At 72.6% G+C, this 23931-nt stretch carries 21 protein-coding genes; 6 read left to right on the top strand and 15 right to left on the bottom strand.

Translation table 11 applies throughout. The annotated features are described in order from the left end of the window. Positions 1-96 precede the first annotated feature (96 nt). Positions 97-1767, top strand: coding sequence for a glycoside hydrolase family 6 protein (locus tag BIU90_RS03980; protein ID WP_071298950.1), 1671 nt, complete (start codon positions 97-99; stop codon positions 1765-1767). 46 nt (positions 1768-1813) lie between these two features. Then, positions 1814-2323: a 5-(carboxyamino)imidazole ribonucleotide mutase gene (purE, locus tag BIU90_RS03975; RefSeq protein ID WP_254786943.1), complete on the top strand. Its 510-nt coding sequence runs from the start codon at positions 1814-1816 to the stop codon at positions 2321-2323. Between the two features lie 45 nt (positions 2324-2368). On the opposite strand, the gene BIU90_RS03970 is transcribed toward purE, so the two are convergent. The 10 genes from BIU90_RS03970 to BIU90_RS03925 form a co-directional block, all read right to left on the bottom strand. Continuing rightward, a complete protein-coding gene (locus tag BIU90_RS03970) occupies positions 2369-3010 on the bottom strand; it encodes a hypothetical protein (protein WP_071298949.1) in 642 nt (213 codons plus the stop codon). A 115-nt stretch (positions 3011-3125) separates the two neighbouring features. After that, positions 3126-4268 (bottom strand): glycosyltransferase family 1 protein, encoded by a 1143-nt coding sequence (locus tag BIU90_RS03965; protein WP_071298948.1) that lies wholly within the window; start codon positions 4266-4268, stop codon positions 3126-3128. A gap of 58 nt (positions 4269-4326) precedes the next feature. After that, entirely contained in the window at positions 4327-5262 is a 936-nt protein-coding gene (locus BIU90_RS03960) for a lysylphosphatidylglycerol synthase domain-containing protein (protein ID WP_175470133.1), read from the bottom strand. Between the two features lie 259 nt (positions 5263-5521). After that, positions 5522-7036: a hypothetical protein gene (locus BIU90_RS03955; protein ID WP_071298946.1), complete on the bottom strand. Its 1515-nt coding sequence runs from the start codon at positions 7034-7036 to the stop codon at positions 5522-5524. Next, positions 7033-7326: a hypothetical protein gene (locus BIU90_RS03950; RefSeq protein ID WP_071298945.1), complete on the bottom strand. Its 294-nt coding sequence runs from the start codon at positions 7324-7326 to the stop codon at positions 7033-7035. Before BIU90_RS03950 ends, BIU90_RS03955 begins: the two co-directional genes overlap by 4 nt. Then, positions 7323-8174, bottom strand: coding sequence for a dTDP-4-dehydrorhamnose reductase (gene rfbD / locus BIU90_RS03945; RefSeq protein ID WP_071298944.1), 852 nt, complete (start codon positions 8172-8174; stop codon positions 7323-7325). The genes BIU90_RS03950 and rfbD overlap by 4 nt, the downstream gene beginning before the upstream one ends. Continuing rightward, positions 8171-9157, bottom strand: a complete 987-nt coding sequence (rfbB, locus tag BIU90_RS03940; RefSeq protein WP_071298943.1) for a dTDP-glucose 4,6-dehydratase — start codon at positions 9155-9157, stop codon at positions 8171-8173. Before rfbB ends, rfbD begins: the two co-directional genes overlap by 4 nt. Positions 9158-9168: 11 nt before the next feature. After that, entirely contained in the window at positions 9169-10854 is a 1686-nt protein-coding gene (locus BIU90_RS03935; protein WP_071298942.1) for a hypothetical protein, read from the bottom strand. Then, positions 10851-12434 (bottom strand): glycosyltransferase family 39 protein, encoded by a 1584-nt coding sequence (locus BIU90_RS03930; protein WP_071298941.1) that lies wholly within the window; start codon positions 12432-12434, stop codon positions 10851-10853. Before BIU90_RS03930 ends, BIU90_RS03935 begins: the two co-directional genes overlap by 4 nt. Next, positions 12424-13365 carry a glycosyltransferase family 2 protein gene (locus tag BIU90_RS03925; protein WP_071298940.1) on the bottom strand — a complete coding sequence of 314 codons (942 nt, stop codon included), beginning with the start codon at positions 13363-13365 and terminating at the stop codon, positions 12424-12426. The genes BIU90_RS03930 and BIU90_RS03925 overlap by 11 nt, the downstream gene beginning before the upstream one ends. Before the next feature lie 125 nt (positions 13366-13490). On the opposite strand from BIU90_RS03925, the gene BIU90_RS03920 reads away from it, so the two are divergent. Together BIU90_RS03920 and rfbA are read left to right on the top strand one after the other, a co-directional pair. After that, on the top strand, positions 13491-14099 hold the full coding sequence (locus tag BIU90_RS03920) for a dTDP-4-dehydrorhamnose 3,5-epimerase family protein (protein WP_071298939.1): 609 nt from the start codon (positions 13491-13493) through the stop codon (positions 14097-14099). Next, complete coding sequence (gene rfbA, locus BIU90_RS03915) at positions 14096-14959, top strand: glucose-1-phosphate thymidylyltransferase RfbA (RefSeq protein WP_071298938.1); 864 nt, start codon at positions 14096-14098, stop codon at positions 14957-14959. Before BIU90_RS03920 ends, rfbA begins: the two co-directional genes overlap by 4 nt. Positions 14960-15048: 89 nt before the next feature. Here the strand turns inward: rfbA and BIU90_RS03910 are convergent, their stop codons facing one another. Together BIU90_RS03910 and BIU90_RS03905 are read right to left on the bottom strand one after the other, a co-directional pair. Continuing rightward, positions 15049-15900 carry a glycosyltransferase family 2 protein gene (locus BIU90_RS03910; RefSeq protein ID WP_071298937.1) on the bottom strand — a complete coding sequence of 284 codons (852 nt, stop codon included), beginning with the start codon at positions 15898-15900 and terminating at the stop codon, positions 15049-15051. After that, complete coding sequence (locus BIU90_RS03905; protein ID WP_139195098.1) at positions 15897-17018, bottom strand: glycosyltransferase family 1 protein; 1122 nt, start codon at positions 17016-17018, stop codon at positions 15897-15899. Before BIU90_RS03905 ends, BIU90_RS03910 begins: the two co-directional genes overlap by 4 nt. Positions 17019-17094: 76 nt before the next feature. On the opposite strand from BIU90_RS03905, the gene BIU90_RS03900 reads away from it, so the two are divergent. Further along, complete coding sequence (locus tag BIU90_RS03900; protein ID WP_139195097.1) at positions 17095-18507, top strand: glycosyltransferase family 4 protein; 1413 nt, start codon at positions 17095-17097, stop codon at positions 18505-18507. 88 nt (positions 18508-18595) lie between these two features. Here the strand turns inward: BIU90_RS03900 and BIU90_RS03895 are convergent, their stop codons facing one another. From BIU90_RS03895 to BIU90_RS03885, 3 genes are read right to left on the bottom strand one after another with little or no spacing between them, the layout of a single operon-like run. Next, the gene (locus BIU90_RS03895; protein ID WP_071298934.1) at positions 18596-19537 is read right to left on the bottom strand and encodes a glycosyltransferase family 2 protein; all 942 of its coding nucleotides are present in this window, start codon (positions 19535-19537) and stop codon (positions 18596-18598) included. A 5-nt stretch (positions 19538-19542) separates the two neighbouring features. Then, on the bottom strand, positions 19543-20754 hold the full coding sequence (locus BIU90_RS03890; protein ID WP_071298933.1) for an ABC transporter ATP-binding protein: 1212 nt from the start codon (positions 20752-20754) through the stop codon (positions 19543-19545). Between the two features lie 4 nt (positions 20755-20758). Next, positions 20759-21670 (bottom strand): ABC transporter permease, encoded by a 912-nt coding sequence (locus BIU90_RS03885; protein ID WP_071298932.1) that lies wholly within the window; start codon positions 21668-21670, stop codon positions 20759-20761. A gap of 276 nt (positions 21671-21946) precedes the next feature. Between BIU90_RS03885 and BIU90_RS03880 the strand changes: the two genes are divergently transcribed. Then, on the top strand, positions 21947-23842 hold the full coding sequence (locus BIU90_RS03880) for a glycoside hydrolase family 99-like domain-containing protein (RefSeq protein WP_254786942.1): 1896 nt from the start codon (positions 21947-21949) through the stop codon (positions 23840-23842). Positions 23843-23931 lie beyond the last annotated feature (89 nt).

Raw genomic sequence — 23931 nt, 5'->3', positions numbered from 1 at the left:
TCGACGGGTGGCACCCGGACTGGCGGCTGGTCGTCGCTGCCGTCCGGTGGTGCCATTGCAGGGTCCGGGACACCGAACCACCAGGGGAACCACCGCATGCGCACCACGACGGTCGCCGCTGCCGGGATCGCGCTCGTCGCGGTGCTCGCCAGCGTGATCACACCGACCACCGCCGACGCCGCGACGAGCGCGACCGACCTCCGCTCGCGCACGTCCGCGCAGCTGTTCGGGGCCGGACAGTACCGGTCGCCGACGAGCGAGGCCGCGAAGGCCGCTACGGCACTCGCCGCCACGGACCCAGCCGGGGCCACCGCCGCGTCCACGATCGCCCGGTACCCGGTGGCCACCTGGCTCGGCGAGTGGACGACCGGCACGACCCTGACGAAGACGATCGCTGCGGCGACCGCCGGGGCCGCCGCGACGAACACCACCGCCGTCTTCGTGACCTACGCGATCCCGGACCGCGACTGCGGCGGGTACTCGTCCGGCGGCTTCGACGAGGCCGCGTACGGCGCGTGGGTCGACCAGATCGTCCGCGCCGTCGCGGGCACCCGGTCCGCCGTCGTGGTGGAGCCGGACTCCCTGGCGATGCTGAGCGACCCGCGGTGCACGAGCACCCTCGACCAGCAGCGGTACCGCATCCTCGCCCGCGAGGTCGCGGCCTTCACCGCCGCGGGCGTCCCCGCCTACCTGGACGCGGGCAACTCGAACTGGATCCAGCCCGCGGCCATGGCGGGCCGGCTCGAGGCAGCCGGGGTGCGGACCGCGCGCGGCTTCTTCACGAACGTCGCGAACTACTACCCCACCGCGCGCGAGCAGGCCTACGCCGAGCAGGTGTCGGCCCTGACGGGAGGCTCGCACTACGTCATCGACACCTCGCGGAACGGCACGGGGTGGCGCGGCACCTGGTGCAACGCCCCCGGCGCCGGCCTCGGCACGTCGCCACGGGTCGTCGCGGACGGGACCGCGCTCGACGCACTGCTCTGGGTGAAGACCCCGGGTGCGAGCGACGGCACCTGCAACGGTGGTCCGGCGGCCGGGACGTGGTGGTCGTCCTACGCGCAGGCCCTGGTGCGCGCCGCGCAGCTCGGGACACCGCCGGCTCCGACCGCCGCGGTCGGCGACGTGCCGCACTCGCCCGTCGTGGCGTTCGAGCGGGCCGACGTCGCCATGGCGGGGGTCGCCGTGTCCGGTTGGGGTCTGGACGAGGACGAGCCGTCGGCCGCACTCGCCGTCACGGTGACGGTCGACGGTCGATCGGTCCGGACCCTGACCGCCGACCAACGGCGGACCGACCTGGTCGGTCTGCCGTCCGGGGCAGGTCAGGCCCACGGCTGGTCCGCGATCGTGCCCGGCGGGGCGGGGACGCACAGCGTCTGCGTCACCGGCGCGAACCGCGGTCCCGGTGTCGACAGCACCCCCGTCTGCCGGACCGTCATCGTCGCCGCGAGCGCACCCCTCGGCGCCTTCGACGGCGCGGCGTCACCGTCGCGCGGCCGGGTCGACGTGTCCGGATGGGCGTTCGACCGCGACCAGGTGACGTCGGCCGTGACGGTCACCGTCACCGTCGACGGTGCGCGCGCCGCGCGGATCGCCGCCGACAGCGCGCGGCCGGACGTCGACCGGGTCCACGCGGCCGGGCCGTCGCACGGGTTCGCGACGCGGGTCGTCAGTCCGTCCGGGAGCCACCGGGTGTGCGTGACCGCGACCGGGCTCGGCCCCGGCGGTGACGCCTCGCTGGGATGTCGGACGGTTGCGGTGCGCTGAGGCCCGCCCCGCTGCCGGCGTCCGGGGCGCCGCTAGGCTCGTCGGCGTGACCGACACCACTGCTCCTGCGCCGCTCGTCTCGATCATCATGGGCTCCGACTCGGACTGGCCCACGATGCGTGCCGCCGCCGACCTGCTCACCGAACTGGGCATCCCGTTCGAGGCCGACGTGGTCTCCGCGCACCGCACCCCGGACAAGATGACACGGTTCGCGCGCGGTGCCGCCGGGCGAGGGATCCGGGTCGTGATCGCCGGCGCGGGCGGGGCTGCACACCTGCCGGGCATGGTCGCCGCGATGACGACGCTGCCCGTGATCGGCGTCCCGGTCCAGCTGGCGCGGCTCGACGGACTCGACTCGCTCCTGTCGATCGTGCAGATGCCGGCGGGTGTCCCCGTCGCGACGATGGCGATCAACGGTGCGGCGAACGCCGGGCTCTTCGCCGCCCGGATCATCGGCAGCGCCGACGTCGCCGTGGCCGAGCGGCTCGCGCAGTACGCGGCGGGACTCGAGGACGTCGTCGAACGGAAGGCGCAGGCGCTGCGCGAAGCGCTCTGACCCGCGGTCACGTCCGGCGCGGACGTGCCGGACCGCGCGGGACGGTCAGGAGGCCGTGGCCGCGCCCGTCAGGCCGTCGACCGTCACGGTGCTGGTCGTGCCACCGGCGGTGACCGATGCGGTCCAGACCGGAGCAGCAGCCGTGCCGCCGAGGGTCAGCGCCGAGAGCTTGCTGCCGGACACGGTCTGCAGCGCGGTCGTCGCCGCGGTCGCTGCGTCGGTCTTCGCAGCGGTCGCGCGCGCCAGGTCGGCCGTCCCGGTGGCCGCGTCGACCGCCTTCGGGAACGGCCCCGAGGTCACCCGCCCGAGCGCCGCCGACACGACGGACTGGGTCTCGGACCCGTCCGGACCGACGACGACCACGGTCCACGAGTCCCCGGCCCCGGAGACGGACACGACCGAGCCGCCGCCCGCCCCGGCGATGCCCTGCTGGGTCACGGCGGCCCAGTCGATCGTTCCCGGGTCCTCGACGCCGCTGCCGTTGCCGGTGCCCGACGTGGCGCTGTCGTCGCTCGTCTGGTCGCCGCCGGGGGTCGAGCCGGTGTCCTGCGAGCCGTCGGCGCTGCTCGAGGACGAGGCGCTGGGTGCAGGGGACGACCCGTCCGAGCAGCCGGTGAGCAGGGCGGTCAGCCCGACGCCGAGCACGAGGGCTGCGGAGAGGACCGGGGCATGGAGTCGACGAGCCATGTGGCGATGATGGCAGGAGGGGGAGACACCGTCGGCCGACGACACGGTGCGGTGGGGGATCGATGCGCTCCCGTGATGCTCGGGATCCCGGCGGCGGGACTGCCAGGCGCGTCGGTCAGAGGTCGGCGTGCAGCTGCCAGGTCTCGAGGGCCGCGTCGTGCCAGTCGAACATCCGGGCGCGGTCCGGTCCGGCGATCGCGAGCTGGCTGGCGAGCAGCGGGTCGTTGACGACCTGGAACACGGCCTGGGCTAGCCGCTGCGGGTACTGCTCGCGCGGGTTGGTCTCGACGCGGACACCGGCGTCCGAGGCGACCTCGCTGACGGCGGGGTCGTCGGAGTGGATCACCGGAGTCCCCAGGCTCATCGCCTCGATCACGGGCAGGCCGAAGCCCTCGGCGAGGCTCGGGAACACGAACACCGTCGCCCGGTCGTAGACCACGGCCAGGTCGGGGTCGTCCACGCGTCCGAGCACCTTCACGCGGTCGGCCGCGAGTCCGGCCTGCTCGGCGGTGGCGACGACGTCCACGTCACCCCAGCCGTCCGGTCCGGCGATGACGAGCGGGACGTCCTTCGGGGCGTCGGGGTGTGCCATCGCCCGGATCAGGTCGGCCAGGCCCTTGCGCGGTTCGAGGGTCCCGACGGCCAGCACGTAGCGCTCGGGCAGCCCCAGCCGCTCGGCGCGCAGGTCGGCGTCGACCGGGACGCGGAGTCGCCCGCTCGGGGCGCCGCCGATCACCCGCAGGCGCTCGTCGAACCGGTGCACCTCGTTGAGCTGCGCCGCCACCGCGTGCGTCGGGACGACGACCGCGTCGGCGTGCTTGAACGCCCGCTTGACCATCGCCTTGTGGAAGTGCACACCACGGGTGGTGAGGGTCTCAGGATGCGTCCACGGCACGGTGTCGTGGACGGTCACCACCGTCTGCCGCCCGGGTTCCTGGAAGCGGTTGTGCTTCACCAGCGGCGCCAGGACGCTCGGGGCGTGCACCATGCCCTGGGCGGCGCTGCCGACCATGCCGCCCTGCCAGGCGAGGGCCAGCTCGCGGCGGGGGAGGGCGAGCCGTTCGAGCCCGGCCAGGCCCGGCAGGAGCCGGCGCAGGTGGTCGATGTCCGAGGCGGGGGCAGCCGAGACGATCGCCTCGACGTCGCAGCCCGCGGGAGCCGCCGCGACGAGCTGGCGGGTGAGTTCCTCCGCGTACCGACCGATGCCGCCGGGGACCGGGGCGATCACCTGGTCAACGATCACGCGGAGGGTCGTCATCTGGTCGGGCTCCTCGGGTGGTCGGACGGGGGAGTCCCCGGCTGGGTCGACAGCGAGGCTACCAGTGGCGGTCCGGGAGATCACCGGCGGTGACCCGTCGACGCGCCGCGCGTCGGTGGCGCACGGCCAGAGCCGACCCGAGTGCGGCCAGCAGCAGGTCGCCGAGGGTCATGAACACCCGACTGACCACCGCCAGGGCCAGTGCGGCACCGCCGGAGGGCGACACGATGCCGGCGAGCAGCAGGAGCAGCACGCCTTCCCGTGGGCCGAGACCCGCTGGTGCGATGACGACCAGGAACCCGACGAGCCACGCGACGGCGTACGCCCCGGTCGCCACCGCGAACAGCGACGGGTCCGCGGCGCCGAACGCCCGCAGGACGACGGTGGCCTGGACGCCGTACAGCACCCACATGGCGACGGACCAGGTCATCGACATCGCCGTTCCCGACCAGGTGAGCCGGACGGACGCCGACGGTCGACGCAGGACCCGGAAGGCGAGCGCGATCAACCGGCTCAGCACCGGCGGGGTGAGCGCCACGAGCCCGAGCACGACGACGACCGCGAGCCACCAGTAGTGCGCCAGACCGTCGGTCGCCGACACCAGCAGCGCCACGATCCCGACGAGGGCAGCGGTGACCATGCTCACCAGCATCGAGGCCAGCGAGGCCACCGCGCTGCCGGTCCGCGCGAGGCCGTGGGACCGGCCGAGCTCCGCCTGCGCCGCGATCGACCACACGCCGCCGGGGATGTACTTGCCGAGCTGGCCCACGAAGAAGATCGACGCCGCCGGCGCGAGCCGAACCCGCGCACCGGTGGCGGCCATCATCGCCCGCCAGGACAGCATGTTCGTGACGAGCGCGGCGAGGGTCGTGACGAGCCCCACGGTCACCGTCACGGCGTCGAGGCGGGCGAAGTCGGCGACGATCGCCTCCCACTGCCGGGCGATGCCCAGCGCGAGCAGGCCGATCGCGACGACCGCTGCGACCCACTTCACCACGGTGAGGACACGCTCGCGGCGGGGTCGCCGAGGGGACCCCGCCGTGCCGGGCCCGGGGGCGGGGGGTGGCGGAACGGGACCCGTCGGCTGTCGTCTGTCCATCGGTCGCCAACTCTAGGCGAGCGCACCGCGTGCACCCCGATCCCGCCGATCGGCCGACGGTGCTCGTCGTCGCAGATCCGGAGTCGGTCGAGCGGCTCGACGCGCCCGCGGTCACGACGGCCGCGGCGCACACGGTCAGCGCGGTGGCGGACCGCTACCGCACCCTCCTCAGGGCGGCCGTCCGGTCCTGATCAGTCGGCACAGCCGCGACCGGAGGACGGAACGAGCGGGGACCAGACGGTACCGGAGCCGGTTCGCGGTGCCGCTGGTCCAGGAACGCCCCGACGGCGGCGGCGAGCGCCGCGACCACGGACACCGCGAACGCCACCTGCACCACCTGTGCGGCGTGCGGCACGATCCCCTCGACCTGCAGGTCGACGAGCGACAGGTAGGGCACGGCAGCGAGGGCGGCCCACGCCGCCACGAGCACACCGGAGGCTCGCCGCAGGCCCGTCAGGCCAGCGGCGATCGCGATCGACACGACCGGCAGGACGGTCAGGGCGTACCGCGGGATCGGGGCACCGCCGCCGTGCACGTAGTCGACCTCGACCGCGGTCAGGAGGACCGTCAGCGTCGCGAACATCAGGACGACGAGCGAGGTCGAGCGGCGGTCGTGGACGCGGTCTCCGGCTGACCCCGGACGGCCACGGACCGACAGGACGAGGCCGACGGCGGCTGCGAGCAGCACGGGCACGAGCAGGAGGACCCACTGCACCGGATCGGTCGGGGCCGTCACCCCACGGTAGACGCCCCAGAGGCCGGTCCAGAAGTCGCCGTCGAGCGCGACGTCGATGTGCGGTCGGACGACGCGGCCCGTGTTGTCGATGCCCCACTGCGCATGACGACCGCTGACGTTGCCGGACTGGTCGATGTTGCGGAGCCAGAACCACCCCGACGCGGCGGCCGCGGCTGCGAGGGGCATCGCTGCCGCGACGACCCGGGCCGGGACCCCACGGAGTCGGCCGAGCTGCACGCGTCGGGCGCACAGGGTCGCGACCACCAGGGCGATCAGCCACAGCGCGAACGACAGCCGGGTGGACATGCCCGCCGCCCCGACCAGCGCTGAAGCGGTCGCGAGTCCCGGCCCCGTGCCGGAGCGGATCGCCGCCCCGGCGATGCCGCAGGCGAGCACGAGCAGCAGCACGAAGAGCACGTCGTTGTAGATCGAACCGCCCTGCTGGATGAGCATGCCGTTGCCCGCGGTGACGATCGCGACGGCGCCGGGCAGCCGTCGGTGGCCGGGGAAGCACCGCCAGGCCGCCCATGCCGCGGCGAGCACGACACCCCCCGCCATCAGCGCGCTCATCGCGCGTCCGGCCATCACCGCCGTCAGGGGATCGCCGCCGTCGTAGAGCGGTCCGACCACCGGCGCGAGCAGCAGGTAGTACAGCGGCGGGTGTTGCGAGACCCACTGCACGGGCGTCGTGACCCCGAACGGCGCGGCGTGGGTGATGCCGTCCTCGAAGATGGGCAGGTGCAGGTGCCACACGGCAACGACGTAGTCGAAGTGCGCCGGTTCGTCACCGCTGCCGAGGGGTGGGTAGGTGAACGCGCGCGCGACGGACGCAGCCAGCACGAAGACGACCGCGGCCCAGACGGTGAGCCCGGCCCACGGGTGCCTCGCGACGGCGGCGCGGACATGGCCTGGCGCGGTTCCGGCGTGGGTCATGGAGCGGGGTCGGCTGCGACGGTGTGGAGCACGTCGGCCAGCGTGCGGCGCGCGTCGTCGTCGAACCGCGTGCGGCTGCGGTCGTCGACCACCCGGCGGACGATCGAGGAGGAGCGCGACGCGGAGACCACCACACCCGGCGCGTCGGCTCCGGGCGGGACGGTCGCGTCGGGGTGGTCCCACCGGACGCGGGGGACCATGACGTCCGCACCGGCCGCCGCGAGTGACCGGGCGACGGCGCGTACGAGGAACCCGCCGCCCCCGATCACGAGCGCGGTGGTCGCCGTCACGCGGTGAGGACCCCGGCCTGCGCCGCGGCGTGCAGGGCCTCGCGCCAGTCGCGCATCGGCGCGATGCCGGCGCGCGTCCAGGCGTCGTGCCCGAGCACGCTGTAGGCGGGGCGCGGAGCGGGACGGACGAACGCCGAGCTGTCCGTCGGCAGGACCCGCTCCGGGTCGAGCCCGACCTCGGTGTAGATCGCCTTCGTGAAGTCGAGCCACGACCCCTGCCCGGCGTTCGTGCCGTGGTAGATGCCGGCCGGTGCGTCAGCGTCGAGCATCGCGACGATCTGGCGAGCCAGGTCGCCGGTCCACGTGGGCTGACCGACCTGGTCCGTGACGACGCTGACGGTGTCGTGCGAGCCGGCGAGGCGGATCATCGTCTTGGCGAAGTTCGGACCGCCCGCGCCGTACAGCCAGGCGGCACGCACGACGTACGACGAGTCCGGGGCGATCCGGCGGACCGCTTCCTCGCCCGCGGCCTTGGTGCGGCCGTAGGCACCGATCGGGTCGGTCGGCTCGTCCTCGGCGTACGGCGAGGTGCCGTTGCCGTCGAAGACGTAGTCCGTCGACACGTGCACCAGCTTCGCGCCCGCGGCGACCGCCGCGGTGGCCAGGACCTCCGGGCCGCGGGCGTTCACGGCGTACGCGTCGTCCTCGTGGGACTCGGCGTCGTCGACCTTCGTGTACGCGGCGGCGTTGACGACGACGTCGTGCCCGGCGACGGCAGCAGCGACCGCGTCCTGGTCGGTGATGTCGAGGTCGGCGCGGGAGAGCGCGGTGACGTCACGGCCGACGAGGGTCTGCTGGAGGTCCTGGCCGAGCATGCCGGCGGCGCCGGTGATCAGGTAGCGGGTCATGCGAGGGCCGCGCGCTCCTTGAGGGGCTCCCACCACGCGCGGTTGTCGCGGTACCACTGCACGACGTCGGCCAGTCCCTGAGCGAAGGGGACCTGCGGCTCGTAGCCGAGTTCGGCCTGGATCTTTGAGATGTCGACCGAGTAGCGCAGGTCGTGGCCCAGGCGGTCGGCGACGCGGTCGACGTACGACCAGTCCTTGCCGGTGGCCTCGAGCAGCATCTCCGTGAGCTCCTTGTTCGTGAGCTCGGTCCCGCCGCCGATGTTGTAGATCTCGCCGGCGCGGCCCTTGACGAGCACCATCGCGATGCCACGGGTGTGGTCGTCGACGTGCAGCCAGTCGCGGATGTTGTTGCCCTCGCCGTACAGCGGCACGTGCACGTCGTCGATGAGGTTCGTGACGAACAGCGGGATGACCTTCTCGGGGAAGTGGTACGGCCCGTAGTTGTTCGAGCAGCGCGTGATCGACAGGTTCAGCCCGTGCGTGCGGTGGTAGCTGCGCGCGAGCAGGTCGCTGCCGGCCTTCGACGCCGAGTACGGCGAGTTCGGCTCGAGCGGGCGGTCCTCGGCCCATGACCCCTCGCTGATCGAGCCGTAGACCTCGTCGGTGGAGACGTGCACGAAGCGCTCGGTGCCGTGGCGGAGGGCCGCGTCGAGCAGGCGCTGGGTGCCGACGACGTTGGTCTCGACGAAGATGCCGGAGTCGCGGACCGAACGGTCGACGTGGGACTCGGCGGCGAAGTGCACGATGGCGTCGACCCCGGGCACGACCTCGTCGAGATTCGCGGCGTCGGTGATGTCGCCCTGCACGAAGGAGTACCGCGGCGAGTCCGCCACGGGCGCGAGGTTCTCGAGGTTGCCCGAGTACGTCAGTGCGTCGTAGACGACGACGTCGGCCCCTTCGAGGCCGGGGTAGGCGTCCTGCAGCGTACGGCGGACGAAGTTGGAGCCGATGAAGCCGGCTCCTCCGGTGACGAGGATCTTCACGCGTGGTTCCTTCAGTGAGGGGGTCGACGGTCGGCGGGCAGTCTAGCGGGCGCGCTCGGCGGAGCGAGCTCGGGGGTGGTGTGCGCGGTCGGAGCGGACTCGGAGGTCGCGTGCGCGGTCGGGGTGGTCTCGTCCGGGGTCGCGTGCGCGGTCGCGTCCGCACCGGGACGGCCGAACCAGCGCCACAGGGCGACCACCGTCGCGAGCCCGACGACGGCCAGGAGGCCCACGAGCGCCACGAGTGGCCCGCGCCCGGACGGCAGCGAGGTCCAGAGCGCCTGCCGGCCCGCGGCGGAGACCCGGAACACGAGGCCCTCGAACGAGCCCGAGTACAGCAGCCCCAGCGCCCCGACGGCGATGAGCGGTGCGACCAGCAGGACGGCACGGGTCAGGCGGACCCGGACCGTGTGGCGGACGACGAGGCCCTGCCACGCGAGGGCCAGCATGGCCAACAGGGCGGCCATCGCCGGGAACAGGAACCGGCCCTGCACCACGGTGATGCCGACGTGCCCGACGTAGCTCGCCCAGTCCCGAGCCACGACGACGACCAGGACGGTCACGGGGAACGCGGCGACGAGGAGCATCGTGCGACGGTCGACCCGCCGACTGGTCGCGGCCCAGACGAGTGCGGTGAGGGCGACGACCGTGGCGGTGTCGACGACGACCGGCGAGAGGGGCCACTGGTACCGCCCGAGCAGCCCCAGGAACGAGTCCGACATGCCGTTCCAGAACGCGCCCACGAACTGGACCACGTCCGGTCCCTCGCCCGCCGCCCAGTGCTCGTGCACGGGGGCGTACGGATCGGGCTGCGGCGAGCCCGTCCGGAGGAACTGCCGGGCGTACCACCAGCCGGTCGTGACCGCGGGGACGGCCAGCACCACCAGCGCGCGGCAGACCCGGACGACCAGGCCCCGTCGGGACGACACCGGCGCCGCGGACTCCGTGTCGTGTCGGGCGGCGAGGACCGCCACCACGGCGAACGGCACCGCGAGGAACCCGCCCGCCATCACGGCCGTCCCGACCGCCACCGCGCCGCCGAGCGCCAGCACCGTCAGCCAGGACCGGTCGCCGGTGAGCACGCGGAGTCCGAGCCAGGTGGCGAGCGCTCCGGCGGTGATGACGGGCACCCAGACGGAGACCGTCGACCCGAGCTGGGCGACCTGCGGCACCGCGAGCAGGACCGTGGCAGCGGCGACGGCGAGCCGTGGCGACCGGGTGACGCGCCGGACCGACGCCCACACGAGCACCGGCAGCGGAGCCATCGCCAGGACGTCGACCAATCGCATCACGAGGACCACGTGGTCCCAGCGCCTGGGCCCGGCGTCGAGCGCGAGCGCGATGGCCGCCTGCACCAGGAAGAAGGTCGGCGGGTGTTGCGACATCGGGTTCTGCAGCGCGTTCTCGGAGCCGTCCCCGACGAGGGCGGCGACCGAGCCTCGCTGCGCCACCGGCGGCAGCTGCGCGGCGACGTCCTGCGCCAGCACCCCCTGGAAGAAGTGCAGGTGACCGGTCGCCGGCCACGGTCGTCCTGCCAGCAGGTGCAGGACCGCGTCGACGTTCGCGGCCTCGTCCGGACCGCGCAGCGGTGGGTCGAGGTACGCCCAGGTGGCGAGGAGCAGGACGAACGTCGCGGTGATCCCGGCGATCGCCAGGACCTCGGCACGCGTCGGGCGTGCTGCATGGGGGAGGCCGCTCATGCGCGCGCCTCCGGCTGGCTCACGGGTCCGGTCACCGGCTCGGCGTCGGCCCGGGTGTCGGCCGGTCTGCGCAGGGCAGCGCTGCCCGGGACCCGACGTGACAGCACGACCGCGGCGACGGTCAGCGCGAGTGCGAGAACCCAGGCAGCAACGACCGCCGCGACCGGGACCGGGGTGGACGCCGCCAGCGTCTCGAGACCGCCCGGCGTGACCTGGGTGCGCGCGACCTCGGCGAACGACGTGTAGGCGACGAAGGGGCCGTACAGAGCGAGCGCACCGCCGATCGCACTGACGGTCGTGGCGAACCGCCGCCGATCGGCGGTCGCGTCGAGTGCCCGTCGCCAGGCGATCGCGCTCAGGGCGATGAACGCGACCATCGCGGGGAAGTAGTAGCGCCCCTGCGTGCCGCCGACGAAGGTCGTCGACAGGTAGCTGTTCCAGGTGGTCGCCGTCTGGAACACGAACACGGTGAGGGGCAGGACGGCGAGCGACACCGCAGTCGCGAGTCCGGGCTGCCGGCGGAAGCCCCACACGAGCACTGCGCCGAGCCCGAGCACGGTCGCGGTCTCGTAGACCACGGGGGAGAGGACCCACTGCGCCCCGCCGCCGAAGCTGCCCCAGAACGTGCGTGCGATCGTGCTCCAGGAGACCGTCGCGAACGACACCGGGTCGGGGCCGGTCCCGGCGGGGAACGCCTGTGGTGGACGGAGTGCGGCGTAGCCGTCCGGCTGCAGCGTGTGGAAGACCAGCAGGTTCCGGAGCCACCACCACGCCCCGACCACCGCGGCGATCGCCAGGACCCAGAGCGTCCGGAGCAGCCGGGCCCCGAGGGTCCTCCGGTGCGGCGCTCCGACCGACAGCGCGACGGCGACCCCGACGAACGGGATGAGCGGCAACGCCGTCCCCTTCCAGAGGATCGCGATCCCGAGGGACAGGCCGAGGGCGACGGCGGTCCTGGTCCTGGCGTCGCCGGTCAGCACCCGGGTGGCCAGCCAGACCGTGGTGGCACCGAAGAGCATGACCGGGGCGTCGTTCGACACCGATGCGCCGATCGACGCCAGTTCCGGGACCGCGAGCACGGCGAACGCCCCGACCACGGCCGCGCGGGGACTCGCCGTCACCCGTCGGACGGTGGCCCACGCCAGCGCGGGCAGCGGGAGGACGAACAGCGCGCTGAGCAACCGGAGCGCCAGCACGTCAACGGCCGGTCGGTGCGCTCCGAAGTCGACCAGGTGCAGCACCCCGGCGGCCACCGTGTAGTAGGTCGACGGGTGCTGCGTCATCTGGTCGACGGTGTCGACCTCGCCCGCGTCGGAGGCGTCGAGCAACGCGCCCATCGACTCCGTGGTGCCCGGCTCGGCCCGGTCGACCGCGCGGAGCAGGTGGAGGTCGCCCGGGGCAGGCCAGCCGTCCCCGATCGCGACGTGCACCGCCGCGTCGAAGTGCGCGCGTTCGTCGGGCGCCTGGAACGCCGGGACGAGCGCCGCCCAGAGCACCAGGAGCACGCCGAACGCGGCGGTCACCACGAGGACGACGAGGCGCTCGCGGTGGCTCGGTGCGACCGGGGGCTCAGTCGCCATACCGTGCGAGCTTCTGCAGGTCGAGCTGCTCCTCGGCGAGGGTGCGGTTCAGCCGGGTGAGGTCGGCCACGACACCGATCGTGATCGACAGGACCGCGGTGATGACGAGGACGATGCCGAGCAGCAGGGACTGCACGTGGTTGCCGCCCGAGTCGGTCGCGAGCAGGACCAGGTACCGCACGAACGGGACCATCCCGCAGGCAGCCAGCACCGCGCTCACCGACGCGAACAGCGCCATCGGGCGGTACATCAGGTAGACGCGTGCGATCGCCGAGCCGGACTCGAAGATGTGCTGCCACACGTTGCGGAACAGGCGGGACTCGCGGGTCTTGGCGTTCGTCGAGATCGGGATGCTGGCGATCGCGATGCGCTTGTAGCCGGCCTGCACGATCGTCTCCATGCAGTAGCTGAAGCGCGTCACGATGTTGAGCCGGATGAGCGCGTACTTCGAGTACGCCCGGAAGCCGCTGGCGGCGTCGGGCAGGTCGAGACCGGCGGCGCGGCTGGCGACCCAGGACCCGAAGCGCTGCATCAGCTTCTTGAACGCCGAGAAGTGCTCGATCGTGCGCGTCTGGCGGTCGCCGATGACGATCTCGGCCTCGGCGCGCAGGATCGGTTGCACGAGTTCGGTGATCTGCGCCTGGGGGTACTGGTTGTCGCCGTCCGTGTTCACCACGATGTCCGCCCCGTGCAGCAGCGCGTAGTCGACGCCGTCCCGGAAGGACCGGGCGAGCCCCATGTTCGTGGTGTGCCGGACGACGTGCTGGACGCCGTGCGCGCGTGCGACCTCGACGGTCCGGTCGGTCGACCCGTCGTCGATGACCAACACCTCGATCTCGTCCACGCCGGGGATCGACGTCGGGATCGAGTCGAGCACGTCGGGGAGCGTCTGCTCCTCGTTGAGGCACGGGATCTGGATGAAGAGCTTCACGATGTCGGGGCGTCTCGATCTGGTCGTCGGGGCACTGCGCGCGGGGTCGCGCTGCGAGCGAGGCGGTTCGGGAGGGGTCCAGCCTAAACGGGGACGCGTCTGGTGCGCTTTGCTAGGCTTCCACGGTGCAGATCCGCGAACTGAAGATCCAAGGCGCGTGGGAGTTCACCCCCGTCCAGCACGGCGACGCACGAGGAGCCTTCCTCGAGGCCTACCGCGCCGACGTGCTCGAAGCGACGGTCGGACACCCGCTCGACCTCCGCCAGGTCAACATGTCGATCTCGTCGCGCGGCGTCGCGCGTGGGATCCACTACGCGCTCGTCGCGCCGAGCCAGGCGAAGTACGTCACCGCCGTCCGGGGCGCGTTCATCGACTACATCGTCGACATCCGCGTCGGGTCGCCGACGTTCGGGCAGTGGGACTCGGTGCGCATCGACGACGTCGACCGCAAGGCCGTCTACCTGTCCGAGGGGCTCGGGCACGCGATCGTCGCGCTCGAGGACCAGTCGACCGTGAACTACCTCGTCAGCGCCCACTACGACCCCGAGCGCGAGAAGGGGATCAGCATCCTCGACCCGACGGTCGGGCTCGAACTGCCGAGCGACCTCGGCGAGCCGGTGCTGTCCGACAAGGACACCAGCGCACCGACGCTCGAGCAGGCCGCGGAGCTCGGTCTGCTGCCGACGTACGAGGAGTGCATCGCGTACACGGAGTCGCTGAGGAGCATCAAGTGAAGGGCATCATCCTCGCCGGGGGGTCCGGCAGCCGGCTCTGGCCGATCACCAAGGGCATCAGCAAGCAGCTCATGCCGATCTACGACAAGCCGATGGTCTACTACCCGCTGTCGACCCTCATGATGGCCGGCATCCGCGAGGTCCTCGTGATCACGACGCCGGAGTACAACGAGCAGTTCAAGGCGCTCCTCGGCGACGGGTCCAGCCTCGGCATGGACATCCAGTACGCCGTGCAGCCGAGCCCGGACGGCCTGGCCCAGGCGTTCGTCATCGGCGAGGACTTCATCGGCGACGACAGCGTCGCCCTGGTCCTCGGGGACAACATCTTCCACGGCACCGGCCTCGGCTCGAGCCTGAAGAACAACACCGACGTCGTCGGCGCGACGATCTTCGCGTACCAGGTCGCCGACCCGAAGGCGTACGGCGTGGTGGAGTTCGACGACGAGTTCCGCGCGCTGTCCATCGAGGAGAAGCCGCAGCAGCCGAAGTCGGACTACGCGGTCCCCGGGCTGTACTTCTACGACAACCGCGTCGTCGAGATCGCCAAGACGATCCAACCGAGCGCGCGCGGTGAGCTCGAGATCTCCACGGTGAACGAGCGGTACCTGGACGACGGCGCGCTGAGCGTGCAGGTCCTCGACCGCGGCACCGCGTGGCTCGACACCGGCACGTTCGAGTCGATGATGCAGGCGTCCGAGTACGTCAAGGTCATCGAGGACCGTCAGGGCAGCAAGATCGGCTGCATCGAGGAGATCGCCTGGCGCAACGGCTGGATCGACGACACGGCTCTGGCTGCGCTCGCCGCACCGCTGGTCAAGAGCGGCTACGGCGTCTACCTGCAGCGCCTGCTCGGCAAGTAAGCAGCACGCAGGACGACGACCAGCAAGCACGACGACGCCCCGGCCTCCACGAGACCGGGGCGTCGTCGCGTCCTGCGTCGTGACCGGCGTCAGCGCTGCGAGCGGGTGACCCAGCGCGCGCGTGCGGCGAGTCCCACCCGGAGCACCAGCCGGAGCGGTGCGAGCCACCACGCGCGGTACCGGCGGGACAGGAACCGGTACGCGCTGCGGTGGTGCTCCCGCTCCATGCGTTTCACGTTCCGTGCGGTCGAGTGTGCGCCGGTGTGGGTGACGACGGCGCTCGGGACGTAGCGGTTCGCCCAGCCGGCGGCGGTCACCCGGGCGCCGAGGTCGACGTCCTCGAAGTACATGAAGTAGTCCTCGTCGAACCCGCCCAGGGCGACGAAGCGGTCACGGCGGACGAGCAGGCACGCGCCCGACAACCACCCGGCGTCGCGTTCCCGGTCGGTGTCCCGCTCGGCCTTGTACCGCAGCGACCACGGGTTGCTCGGCCACATCCGGCCGAACGCGGCGTGCCCGATGCCGGTCCGGAGCGACGGGACGTTCCGCGCCGACGGGTACACCTGGCCGTCGGCGTCGAGGATGCGCGGACCGAAGACGGCCCCGACCGGCGTCCTGTCGGCGGCTTCGACGAGTGCGCGGATCGCTCCCGCACCGACCGCGACGTCGGGGTTCGACACGAGCACGTACTCGGGCGCGCTCGACACGCGGTCGAGTCCGGCTGCGATCCCACCGCCGTACCCGCGGTTCTCGGTCAACGCGACGAACCCGGCACCGTGGCGCTCGGCGACGGCGCGCGCAGCGGCCTGCTCCGACGAGGCGTTGTCGACGACGACCACCTCGGCGTCCCCGAAGCCGTCGGACGCGCGGATGCTGGCCAGGAACCCGTCGAGCGCATCGGCCGAGTCGTACGCGACGGTGACGACCGCGACCCGGCTCACGCGACGCCCCGGAAGGCGTCGAGATGCCGGCGTGCGGTGGCGGCCCAGGTGAACGTCGCCGCACGGTCGACCGCCGCGCGACGCAGGCCCGCCCGCCGGTCCGCGTCGTCGACGAGGTCGCGGAGGGCCGCGGCGATGGCGTCGGCCTCGGGCTCGGTGTACGCGACCGCGTCGCCGCCCACCTCGGGCAGGGCCGTCCGGTCCGTGGTCAGGACGCACGCGCCGGTCGCCATCGCTTCGAGCACCGGCAGCCCGAAGCCCTCGGCGGAGCTGGGGTAGGCGACCACGGTCGCGCCACCGAGCAGGCCGGGCAGGGTCTCGAGGGGGAGGTAGCCGACCTCGTGCACGCCGTCGCCGGGCCGGACCGCGTCGAGCGCGGCAGCGGCGACGGGGTCCCAGCCGCGCTGCCCGGCGACCACCAGGTCCGGGGCGTCGGGACGGTCGCGGCGCAGGCGCCGGAAGGCCTCGACGAGCGGGCCGACGTTCTTGCGCGGCTCGATCGTGCCGAGGAAGGCGATCCACCCGCGGGAGCGGTCGATGCCGAGCCGCGCTGCCGCCTGGTCCACCTCGGCGTCGTCCGGGACGCGGAACACCGACCGGTCGACGCCGTGGTGGGCGACCACGAGTCCGGAGCGCACGCCGTGCACGTGCTCGCGCAGGGCATCGGCGGTCGCGGCACTCGGGACCAGGCACACGCGACGGGTTGCCAGGGCCGCCCGGGTCCACGCACGGAAGAACCGCCGCTTGAGGGTGCCGTGTGCAGCCGGGTCGCTGAAGAAGGTGGCGTCGTGCAGGGTGACGACGCTGCGGTGGGCCAGCAGTGGGAACGTGTAGTGCGGCGAGTGCAGCACCCGCGCGCCGGCGCGGAGTCGCAGCAGCGGCAGCCCCAGCTGTTCCCAGACGAACCGCAGCGGTCGCGACCGGATCCAGTCCGGGGCGACGGCGATCCGGGCCGACGGGGCGAGAGCGCGGAAGTGCGCGACGTGCTCGCGGCGGACGACGAGCGCGAACGGGGTCCCCAGCTCGTGCAGTCCGGCGACCAGCCCCTCGAGGTACCGACCCACTCCGCCCAGCCGTTCCGGGATCGCGGTCCCGTCGATGAGCACTGGAACGGTCATGGAGCTGTGCGGTTCCTCTCGGCTGGCAGGGCAGCGTCAAGCATAACGGTACGTCGATGCCACTACGCTCGCTGAGGTGACTGCAACCCGTGTCCCCGCCCGCGCGCGCGTGCTCCTGATCGTGGGCGAGCCGATCTCCGAACGGCTCGCCGGTCCGGCGATCCGCGCCTGGGAGATCGCCCGTGCCCTGACCGCGCGCAACCACCACGTGACGATCGCGTCGTCCCGGTCCGTCTCGCGGGAGGGCGAGGGCTTCCGGGTGGTCGAGTTCCGCGGCGACAACGCCGAGGCCCTGGTCGACGAGTCGGACGTCGTCGTGTTCCAGGGGGGCTTCTACGCCACGATGCCCTGGCTCGCCGTCCGCCCGCAGATCCAGGTGATGGACCTCTACGACCCGTTCCACCTCGAGTTCCTCGGGCGCCAGCACGGCTTCGACCGCGACCAGGAGACCCGCGTGGTCAGCGAGCTCACCAAGGAGCTCAACGCCCAGCTCTCCCGCGCGGACCTGGTGCTCTGCGCCAACGACCGGCAGCGCGACCTGTGGATCGGTCAGCTCGCCGCGCTCGGCCGGGTCCGCCCGGTCAACGGCGCCGCAGCGGGCGCCGACGGCGCTGCAGCGGGTGTCATCGACGACCTGGTCCGCATCGCCCCGTTCGGGGTCACCGGCCAGGCCTTCGAGCCGACGCCTGGGGCACTCCGCGGTGCGGTCGAGGGCATCGGCGCGGACGACTTCGTCCTCGTCTGGGGCGGCGGCATCTACGACTGGTTCGACCCGATGACCCTGATCCGGGCGGTCGACGTCGCCCGGCACGAGGTCCCGGAGCTGCGCCTGTTCTTCATGGCGAAGGTGCACCCGAACGCCATGCTGGACGGACACGCGGTCCCCGACCAGGCGGTCGCCCTCGCCCGCGAGCTCGGGATCCTCGGCACCCACGTCGTCTTCAACGAGGAGTGGGTGCCCTACGACGAGCGCGCCGGGTACCTCGCCGAGGCGGACATCGGGGTGACGACGCACCCCGCGGGGCTCGAGACCCGCTTCAGCTTCCGCACCCGCAACCTGGACTACCTGTGGGCGGGGCTGCCGATCATCACGACCGAGGGCGACGTGTTCGCGGACCTCGTCGAGCGCCACGGCAACGGGCTGACGGTCCCGGTCGGGGACGTCGACGCGCTCGCGGCCGCGATCGTGCGTGCCGCGCGCGACACGTCGGCGCGCGAGGCGTGGGCGGCAGCGTCGCGGGAGCTCGCCGAGGCGATGACCTGGGAACGCGTGCTCGGCCCGTTCCTCGACTTCCTCGAGGCGCCGGCGCGCAGCACGGTCCCGATCTGGAACATGGTCGAGGACCCGCCGCCGCTGCCCGCCCGGACCCGGAAGGACGACCTCGTGACGTTCGCCCGGCTGCTGCGCGACGGCGGTCCGCGCCTGGTCGCGGAGCGGGTCCGCGACCGTGTCCGCCGCGACGCGCTCCGGTTGACCGGCCGACGCTGACCGCCGGTCGCCACCCACGGACCGGCCGACGCTGGCCGCCGGGGGCGATCCGCGCCTCCAGACGGTCGGTGTCAGTTGGTGGTCTGTGTCAGCCGGTGATCTGGGGCCGCGGTGCGGTGGCGCTCCGGTCGAGCGCCCGACGGGCGCGCAGAGCGGACGGGAGGCGCGTCACGGCCTGGGCGAGCGCGCGCCGCTCCCAGCGTGCGCGCCGTCGGACCCCGGGATCGCGCGAGAACGTGTCCAGACCGGCGCGGGCGACGCCGCGTACCGCCGCACGGACGACGACCGGCCACGGCGCGTTCTTCACCGCGACCACCAGGCGGTTGCGGGTGTTGGCGACGACGAACCCCTCGGACTCGGTGCCGAGCGAGGACGCGTGCCGGTGCACCGCGACGGCCGTGCCGACGAACGCCACCTGGTGGCCGTGGCGGCGCAGGCGCCAGCTGAGGTCGGTGTCCTCGTAGTACATGAAGAGCGACTCGTCGAAGCCGCCCGCCTGGCGGAAGGCCGGCATCGCGATGGCGCACGCGCCGCCGCAGAAGCCGAAGACCGAAGCAGTCGCCTGGGCGGGGTGGGGGACCAGCCAGTCGCGGTCGCCGCCGTTGCCGGCCGCGTCGACCACGTTGCCGGTCGAGTTCGTCAGCACCGGCTCCCCGGGTTCGGCGTGCAGCAGGATGCGGGCCGTCGTGGCACCGGTCACCGTGCCGTCGAGCACCGGGTCGGTGAGCGCGCGCAGGAAGCCGGGTTCGGCGACGGCGTCGTTGTTGAGCAGGACGAGGACGTCCGCGGTCGAGGCAGCGGCAGCCAGGTCGACGCCGGCGCCGAACCCGCCGTTCACCGGGCTCTCGACGATCCGGACGCCGGGCAGGGCGTCGCGCAGCACCGCTGCCGACCCGTCACCGGAGGCGTTGTCGACGACGGTGACGACGGCGTCCAGCGCCGCTGCCTGGTCCTGGACTGACCGCACGCACGCGATCGTCAGGTCGGCTCGCCGCCAGTTGACGACGACGACCTCGATCCGGCCGGGCATCGGGGTCAGAACTGGATGGCGGCGGCGGCGCCGATCGGGCCGTAGGACGTGCGCGTCGGGCGGACGGTGAACGTCGCACCGTCGGTGATGCGGTGCAGTTCCTGGCTGCCCCGACCGAAGACGGCACTCGTCACGCGGTACTCGCCGCCGCCCAGGCGCACGTCGGAGAACGTGAACCGGACGGTCTTCTTGCCCTCGAACGGCGGGGGCGTCCGGACGAGGTCGCTGTGCGTGCCGACGACGACCTGGCCGAACGGGTTGTCGACGTGCACGCCGATGCCCCACTCCTCGAGCCGGGTCTTGGCGTCGACCGTCACGTCGATGGTCAGGGGGCGGTCCGGGCGGACGACGACCTGGCCGCTCTTGTCGTCGCGGTCGCCGTCCACGACGATCGACTCGACGCGGGCGATGTCGAACGTCGGTGCGGGCTCGGGTTCCGGTTCGGTGCGCCGGGCGCTCTCCTCGTCCGCCGCGATGGTGGTCTGGAACCCCGAGCGCAGCACGCTGACGGCGTCGGTCGGGTCCCCGTCGAAGACGACGCTGCCGCGGGCGAGCACGAGGGCTCGCGAGCAGAGGTCGGTGATCTGGTTCAGCGTGTGCGTGACGAGCACGATCGTGCGGCCCTCTTGCTGGAAGGACGCGATCTTGTCCAGGCACTTCTTCTGGAACGCCTCGTCGCCCACGGCGAGCACCTCGTCGACCAGCAGCAGGTCGGGGTCGACGTGCACGGCCACCGCGAAGGCGAGCCGCACGTACATGCCGCTCGAGTAGAACTTCACCTGCGTGTCGATGAACTCGGCGATCCCGGAGAACTCGACGATGTCGTCGAAGTACCGGTCGGTCTGCGTGCGGGAGAGCCCGAGGATCGAGGCGTTGAGGTAGACGTTCTCCCGCCCGGTGAGGTCCGCGTGGAACCCGGCGCCGAGCTCGAGCAGGGCCGCCATCCGGCCACGGCGCACGACGGAGCCGCTGGACGGCTGGATGATGCCGCCGATGGTCTTGAGCAGCGTGGACTTGCCGGAGCCGTTCGGGCCGATCAGGCCGACGGTCGAGCCGGAGTCGATCTCGAGGTCGATGTTGCGGAGCGCCCAGAAGTCCTCACGGAAGGCGCTGTTGCGGCCGGCGCTGAGGACGCGCTCCTTGAGGCTCTTCTCCTTGTGGAGGACGAACCGCTTGGAGACGTCCTGGACGCGGACGATGGGGGTGGCGGTGGACATCGATTCAGAGCTCCTGGGCGAAGTTGCCCTGCAGGCGGGCGAAGACCCGCTGTGAGACGAACAGCAGCACCAGTCCGATGACGAGTGCGACGATCATGCGCGTGGCGAGGTGGTCCGGCGTCGTGCCGTGGCTCGTCGCACCCCACATCGCCTGCTGGAAGCCGATCACGGCGAGGGTGACGGGGTTGTTGAGGTAGAGCTCGGTGATCCAGCCCGGCACCCGGGTGGCGACCTGCGTCCACGAGTAGACGATCGGCGAGCCCCACATGGCCAGCATGAGGACGACCTCGACCAGGTACTGCACGTCACGCAGGTACACGTTGAGCGCACCGAGCAGCAGCGCGAGGGCGACCGCGTAGACGATCGTCAGGACGAGCGCACCGACCCCGTACAGCAGGTCCCACCCGAAGGCGATCGTCTGCAGGGCCAGGGCGGCGACGAGCAGGATCGCGAACTGGATGAGGAAGTTGAACAGCGCGGACCCGACGGAGGACAGCGTGAAGATCTCGCGCGGCAGGTAGACCTTCTTCACCAGGCCAGAGTTCACCACGATCGACGCGGTGCCCGAGCCGACGATCTCCTGGAAGACCGTGAAGATCGTCAGGCCGGAGAAGATGTAGATCGCGAAGTTGTCGATGTTCTTCGCGTTGCCGAGGAACGTCCCGAGCACCACGTAGTAGATGAACAGCGACGTCAGCGGACGTGCGAGACTCCACAGGAAGCCGAGCGAGGAGTCCTTGTAGCGGGCCTTCAGCTCGCGCTTCGTGAGCATGCCGAGCAGCTCGCGCTGCGCCCAGATGTCACGGACCGTGTTGGCGAAGCCGGCCAGGCCGGTCCCGCGTGCGCCGGCGTGCTGCCAGGGCTCGGTCGCGAGTCGTTCCGCGCGTCGGGTGGCCACTGTGCTCGCGTCTGGCATCAGGTGCGGTCTCCTCGCCGGGGGGTCCGGTCGCGCGGGTGCGGCGACCGGCGGCGACCGAGTGATCGCCGCGGAGATACTACGATAGACCGGCTGGAGCGGTGGTCGAGACCTGCGCTCCGTCCGTTCGGAAGGGGCAAGATCATCAGGATCCCGACGTGGGCCGGGGCGAAGCGACGTCTCGGCCGGTACCGCATCCACCTGGGTCGCGCGCTCATCCGGCAGGCCGCGGCCGCCGACACCGCGTCGCGACCGCCCCACGACTTCGGCTCGTGGGTGGAGCGTCGCTCGGGTGGACGGTTCGTCGGGTTCCCGGAGCAGTGGCGCGAGCTGATCGGCGCCGCGGACCGCGGTGTCGGGGTCGAACGCCCCCGCCTCGCCGTCGTGCTGCACGTGCACTACCCCGAGCTGGTGGCCGGTCTGGTGTCCCGCCTGCGGAACGTCCCCGAGCCGTTCGACCTGGTCGTCACCGTGACGGACGGCATCGACGCCGACGTCGACACGACCGGCCTCGACCTGGTGCGCCGGGTGGTCGTCCTGCCGATCGAGAACCGCGGGCGCGACGTCCTGCCGCTCGTGTCGGTCGTCAACGCCGGGCTCCTGGACGGGTACGACGCCGTGCTCAAGGTGCACACGAAGCGGTCGGCCTGGCGCGAGGACCACGGCACGCTGCAGGGGAGCGGAGCCGACTGGCGCGACGAGCTCCTCGACGCCGTGCTCGGCGACCGCGACCGGACCGCCGCGATCGTCGACGCGCTCCGGCACACCGACGCCGGCATGGTGACCTCGGCGGCGTCGATCGTCGGGGCCGACCACTGGGGGGCCGACGAGCCGGGCGTCCGTTCGCTGCTCCACCGGCTCGAGCTCGAGGACCTGCCCGTCGACCTGCGCTTCCCGGCCGGGTCGGTGTACTGGGCGAAGGGCTTCGTGCTCCGGGGGCTCCGGGCGCTCCGGATGGACCGCGACGACTTCCCGGACGAGCGCGGCGAGATCGACGGCACCACCGCGCACGCGGTCGAGCGACTGCTCGGCGTCCTCACCATCGAGAGCGGCCTGACCGTCTCGGCGGTCGACGACCTGCCGGCGCGGCGACCGGAACCGCCGGCGCGGGCGGAGCTCGTCGCCTTCTACCTGCCGCAGTTCCACACCTTCCCCGAGAACGACGCGTGGTGGGGGACCGGCTTCACCGAGTGGACCAACGTCACGCGCGCGGTGCCGGACCACGCCGGACACCAGCAGCCGCTGCTGCCCGGAGCGCTCGGGTTCTACGACCTGCACCGTGACGAGGTCCGGGCCGCCCAGACGCAGTTGGCGAACGAGGCCGGCATCGGCGCCTTCATGTACTACCACTACTGGTTCGCCGGCGAACGGCTCATGGACATGCCCCTCGAGCGCCTCGTCGCGAGCGACCTGGACCAGCGCTTCTGCGTGATGTGGGCGAACGAGGACTGGACCCGCACCTGGGACGGCCGCGGCGACAGCGTGCTCATCGCGCAGGACTACGACCGGGCACCAGCCGAGGACTTCATCGAGCACCTGCTGCCGATGCTCGCCGACTCCCGCTGGTACCGCGTCCGCGGCGCCGCGGTCATCGCCGTCTACCGCCCGGCGCACCTGCCCGACCACCGCGCGGCCATCGCGGCGTGGCGGCGTCGGGCAGCCGAGGCCGGGGTCGGGCCGCTGCACGTGGTGGGCGTCGACGTCGGCGCGGTGTTCGACGGGCTCGGAGCCGCTGGGCTCGAGGACTCCGGTCTCGACGGCCTGCTCGGGTTCCCGCCGCACAACCACCCGTGGCGGTGGAAGGAGCAGGGCGCGCTCGACGTCCGACCGTCGTTCGCCGGGCGGATCCTGGAGTACCGCGCGATGGCCGACGAGACCATCGACCGCCTCCGCGCACCGCAGGGACTCGGCAGCGTCGCTCCCGGCGTGATGGTCGGCTTCGACAACACCGCGCGTCGGCAGCTCACGCCGGACATCTGGTACGGCGCGAACCCCTTCACGTTCCGACGGTGGTTGGCCGAGGCCGTCCGCTCGGCGGAACGCGTCACGCCGGACGCGCCGGTGGTCTACCTCAACGCCTGGAACGAGTGGGCCGAGGGGGCGGTGCTCGAGCCGACGGAGCGCTGGGGGGCGACCTACCTGGACGCCGCCGCCTCCGTGGGCGCGGCCTGAACGACCGTCTAGACTGCCCCAGTCGATCGACACCCAAAGGGAGAGCAATTTGCTGCACAAGTTCAGGGTCTGGGCAGTCGCGAGCGCAC

The sequence above is a fragment of the Curtobacterium sp. MCBA15_001 genome, from assembly GCF_001864835.1.
Lineage (GTDB): Bacteria > Actinomycetota > Actinomycetes > Actinomycetales > Microbacteriaceae > Curtobacterium.
This window is presented reverse-complemented; position numbering and strand designations above follow the sequence as displayed.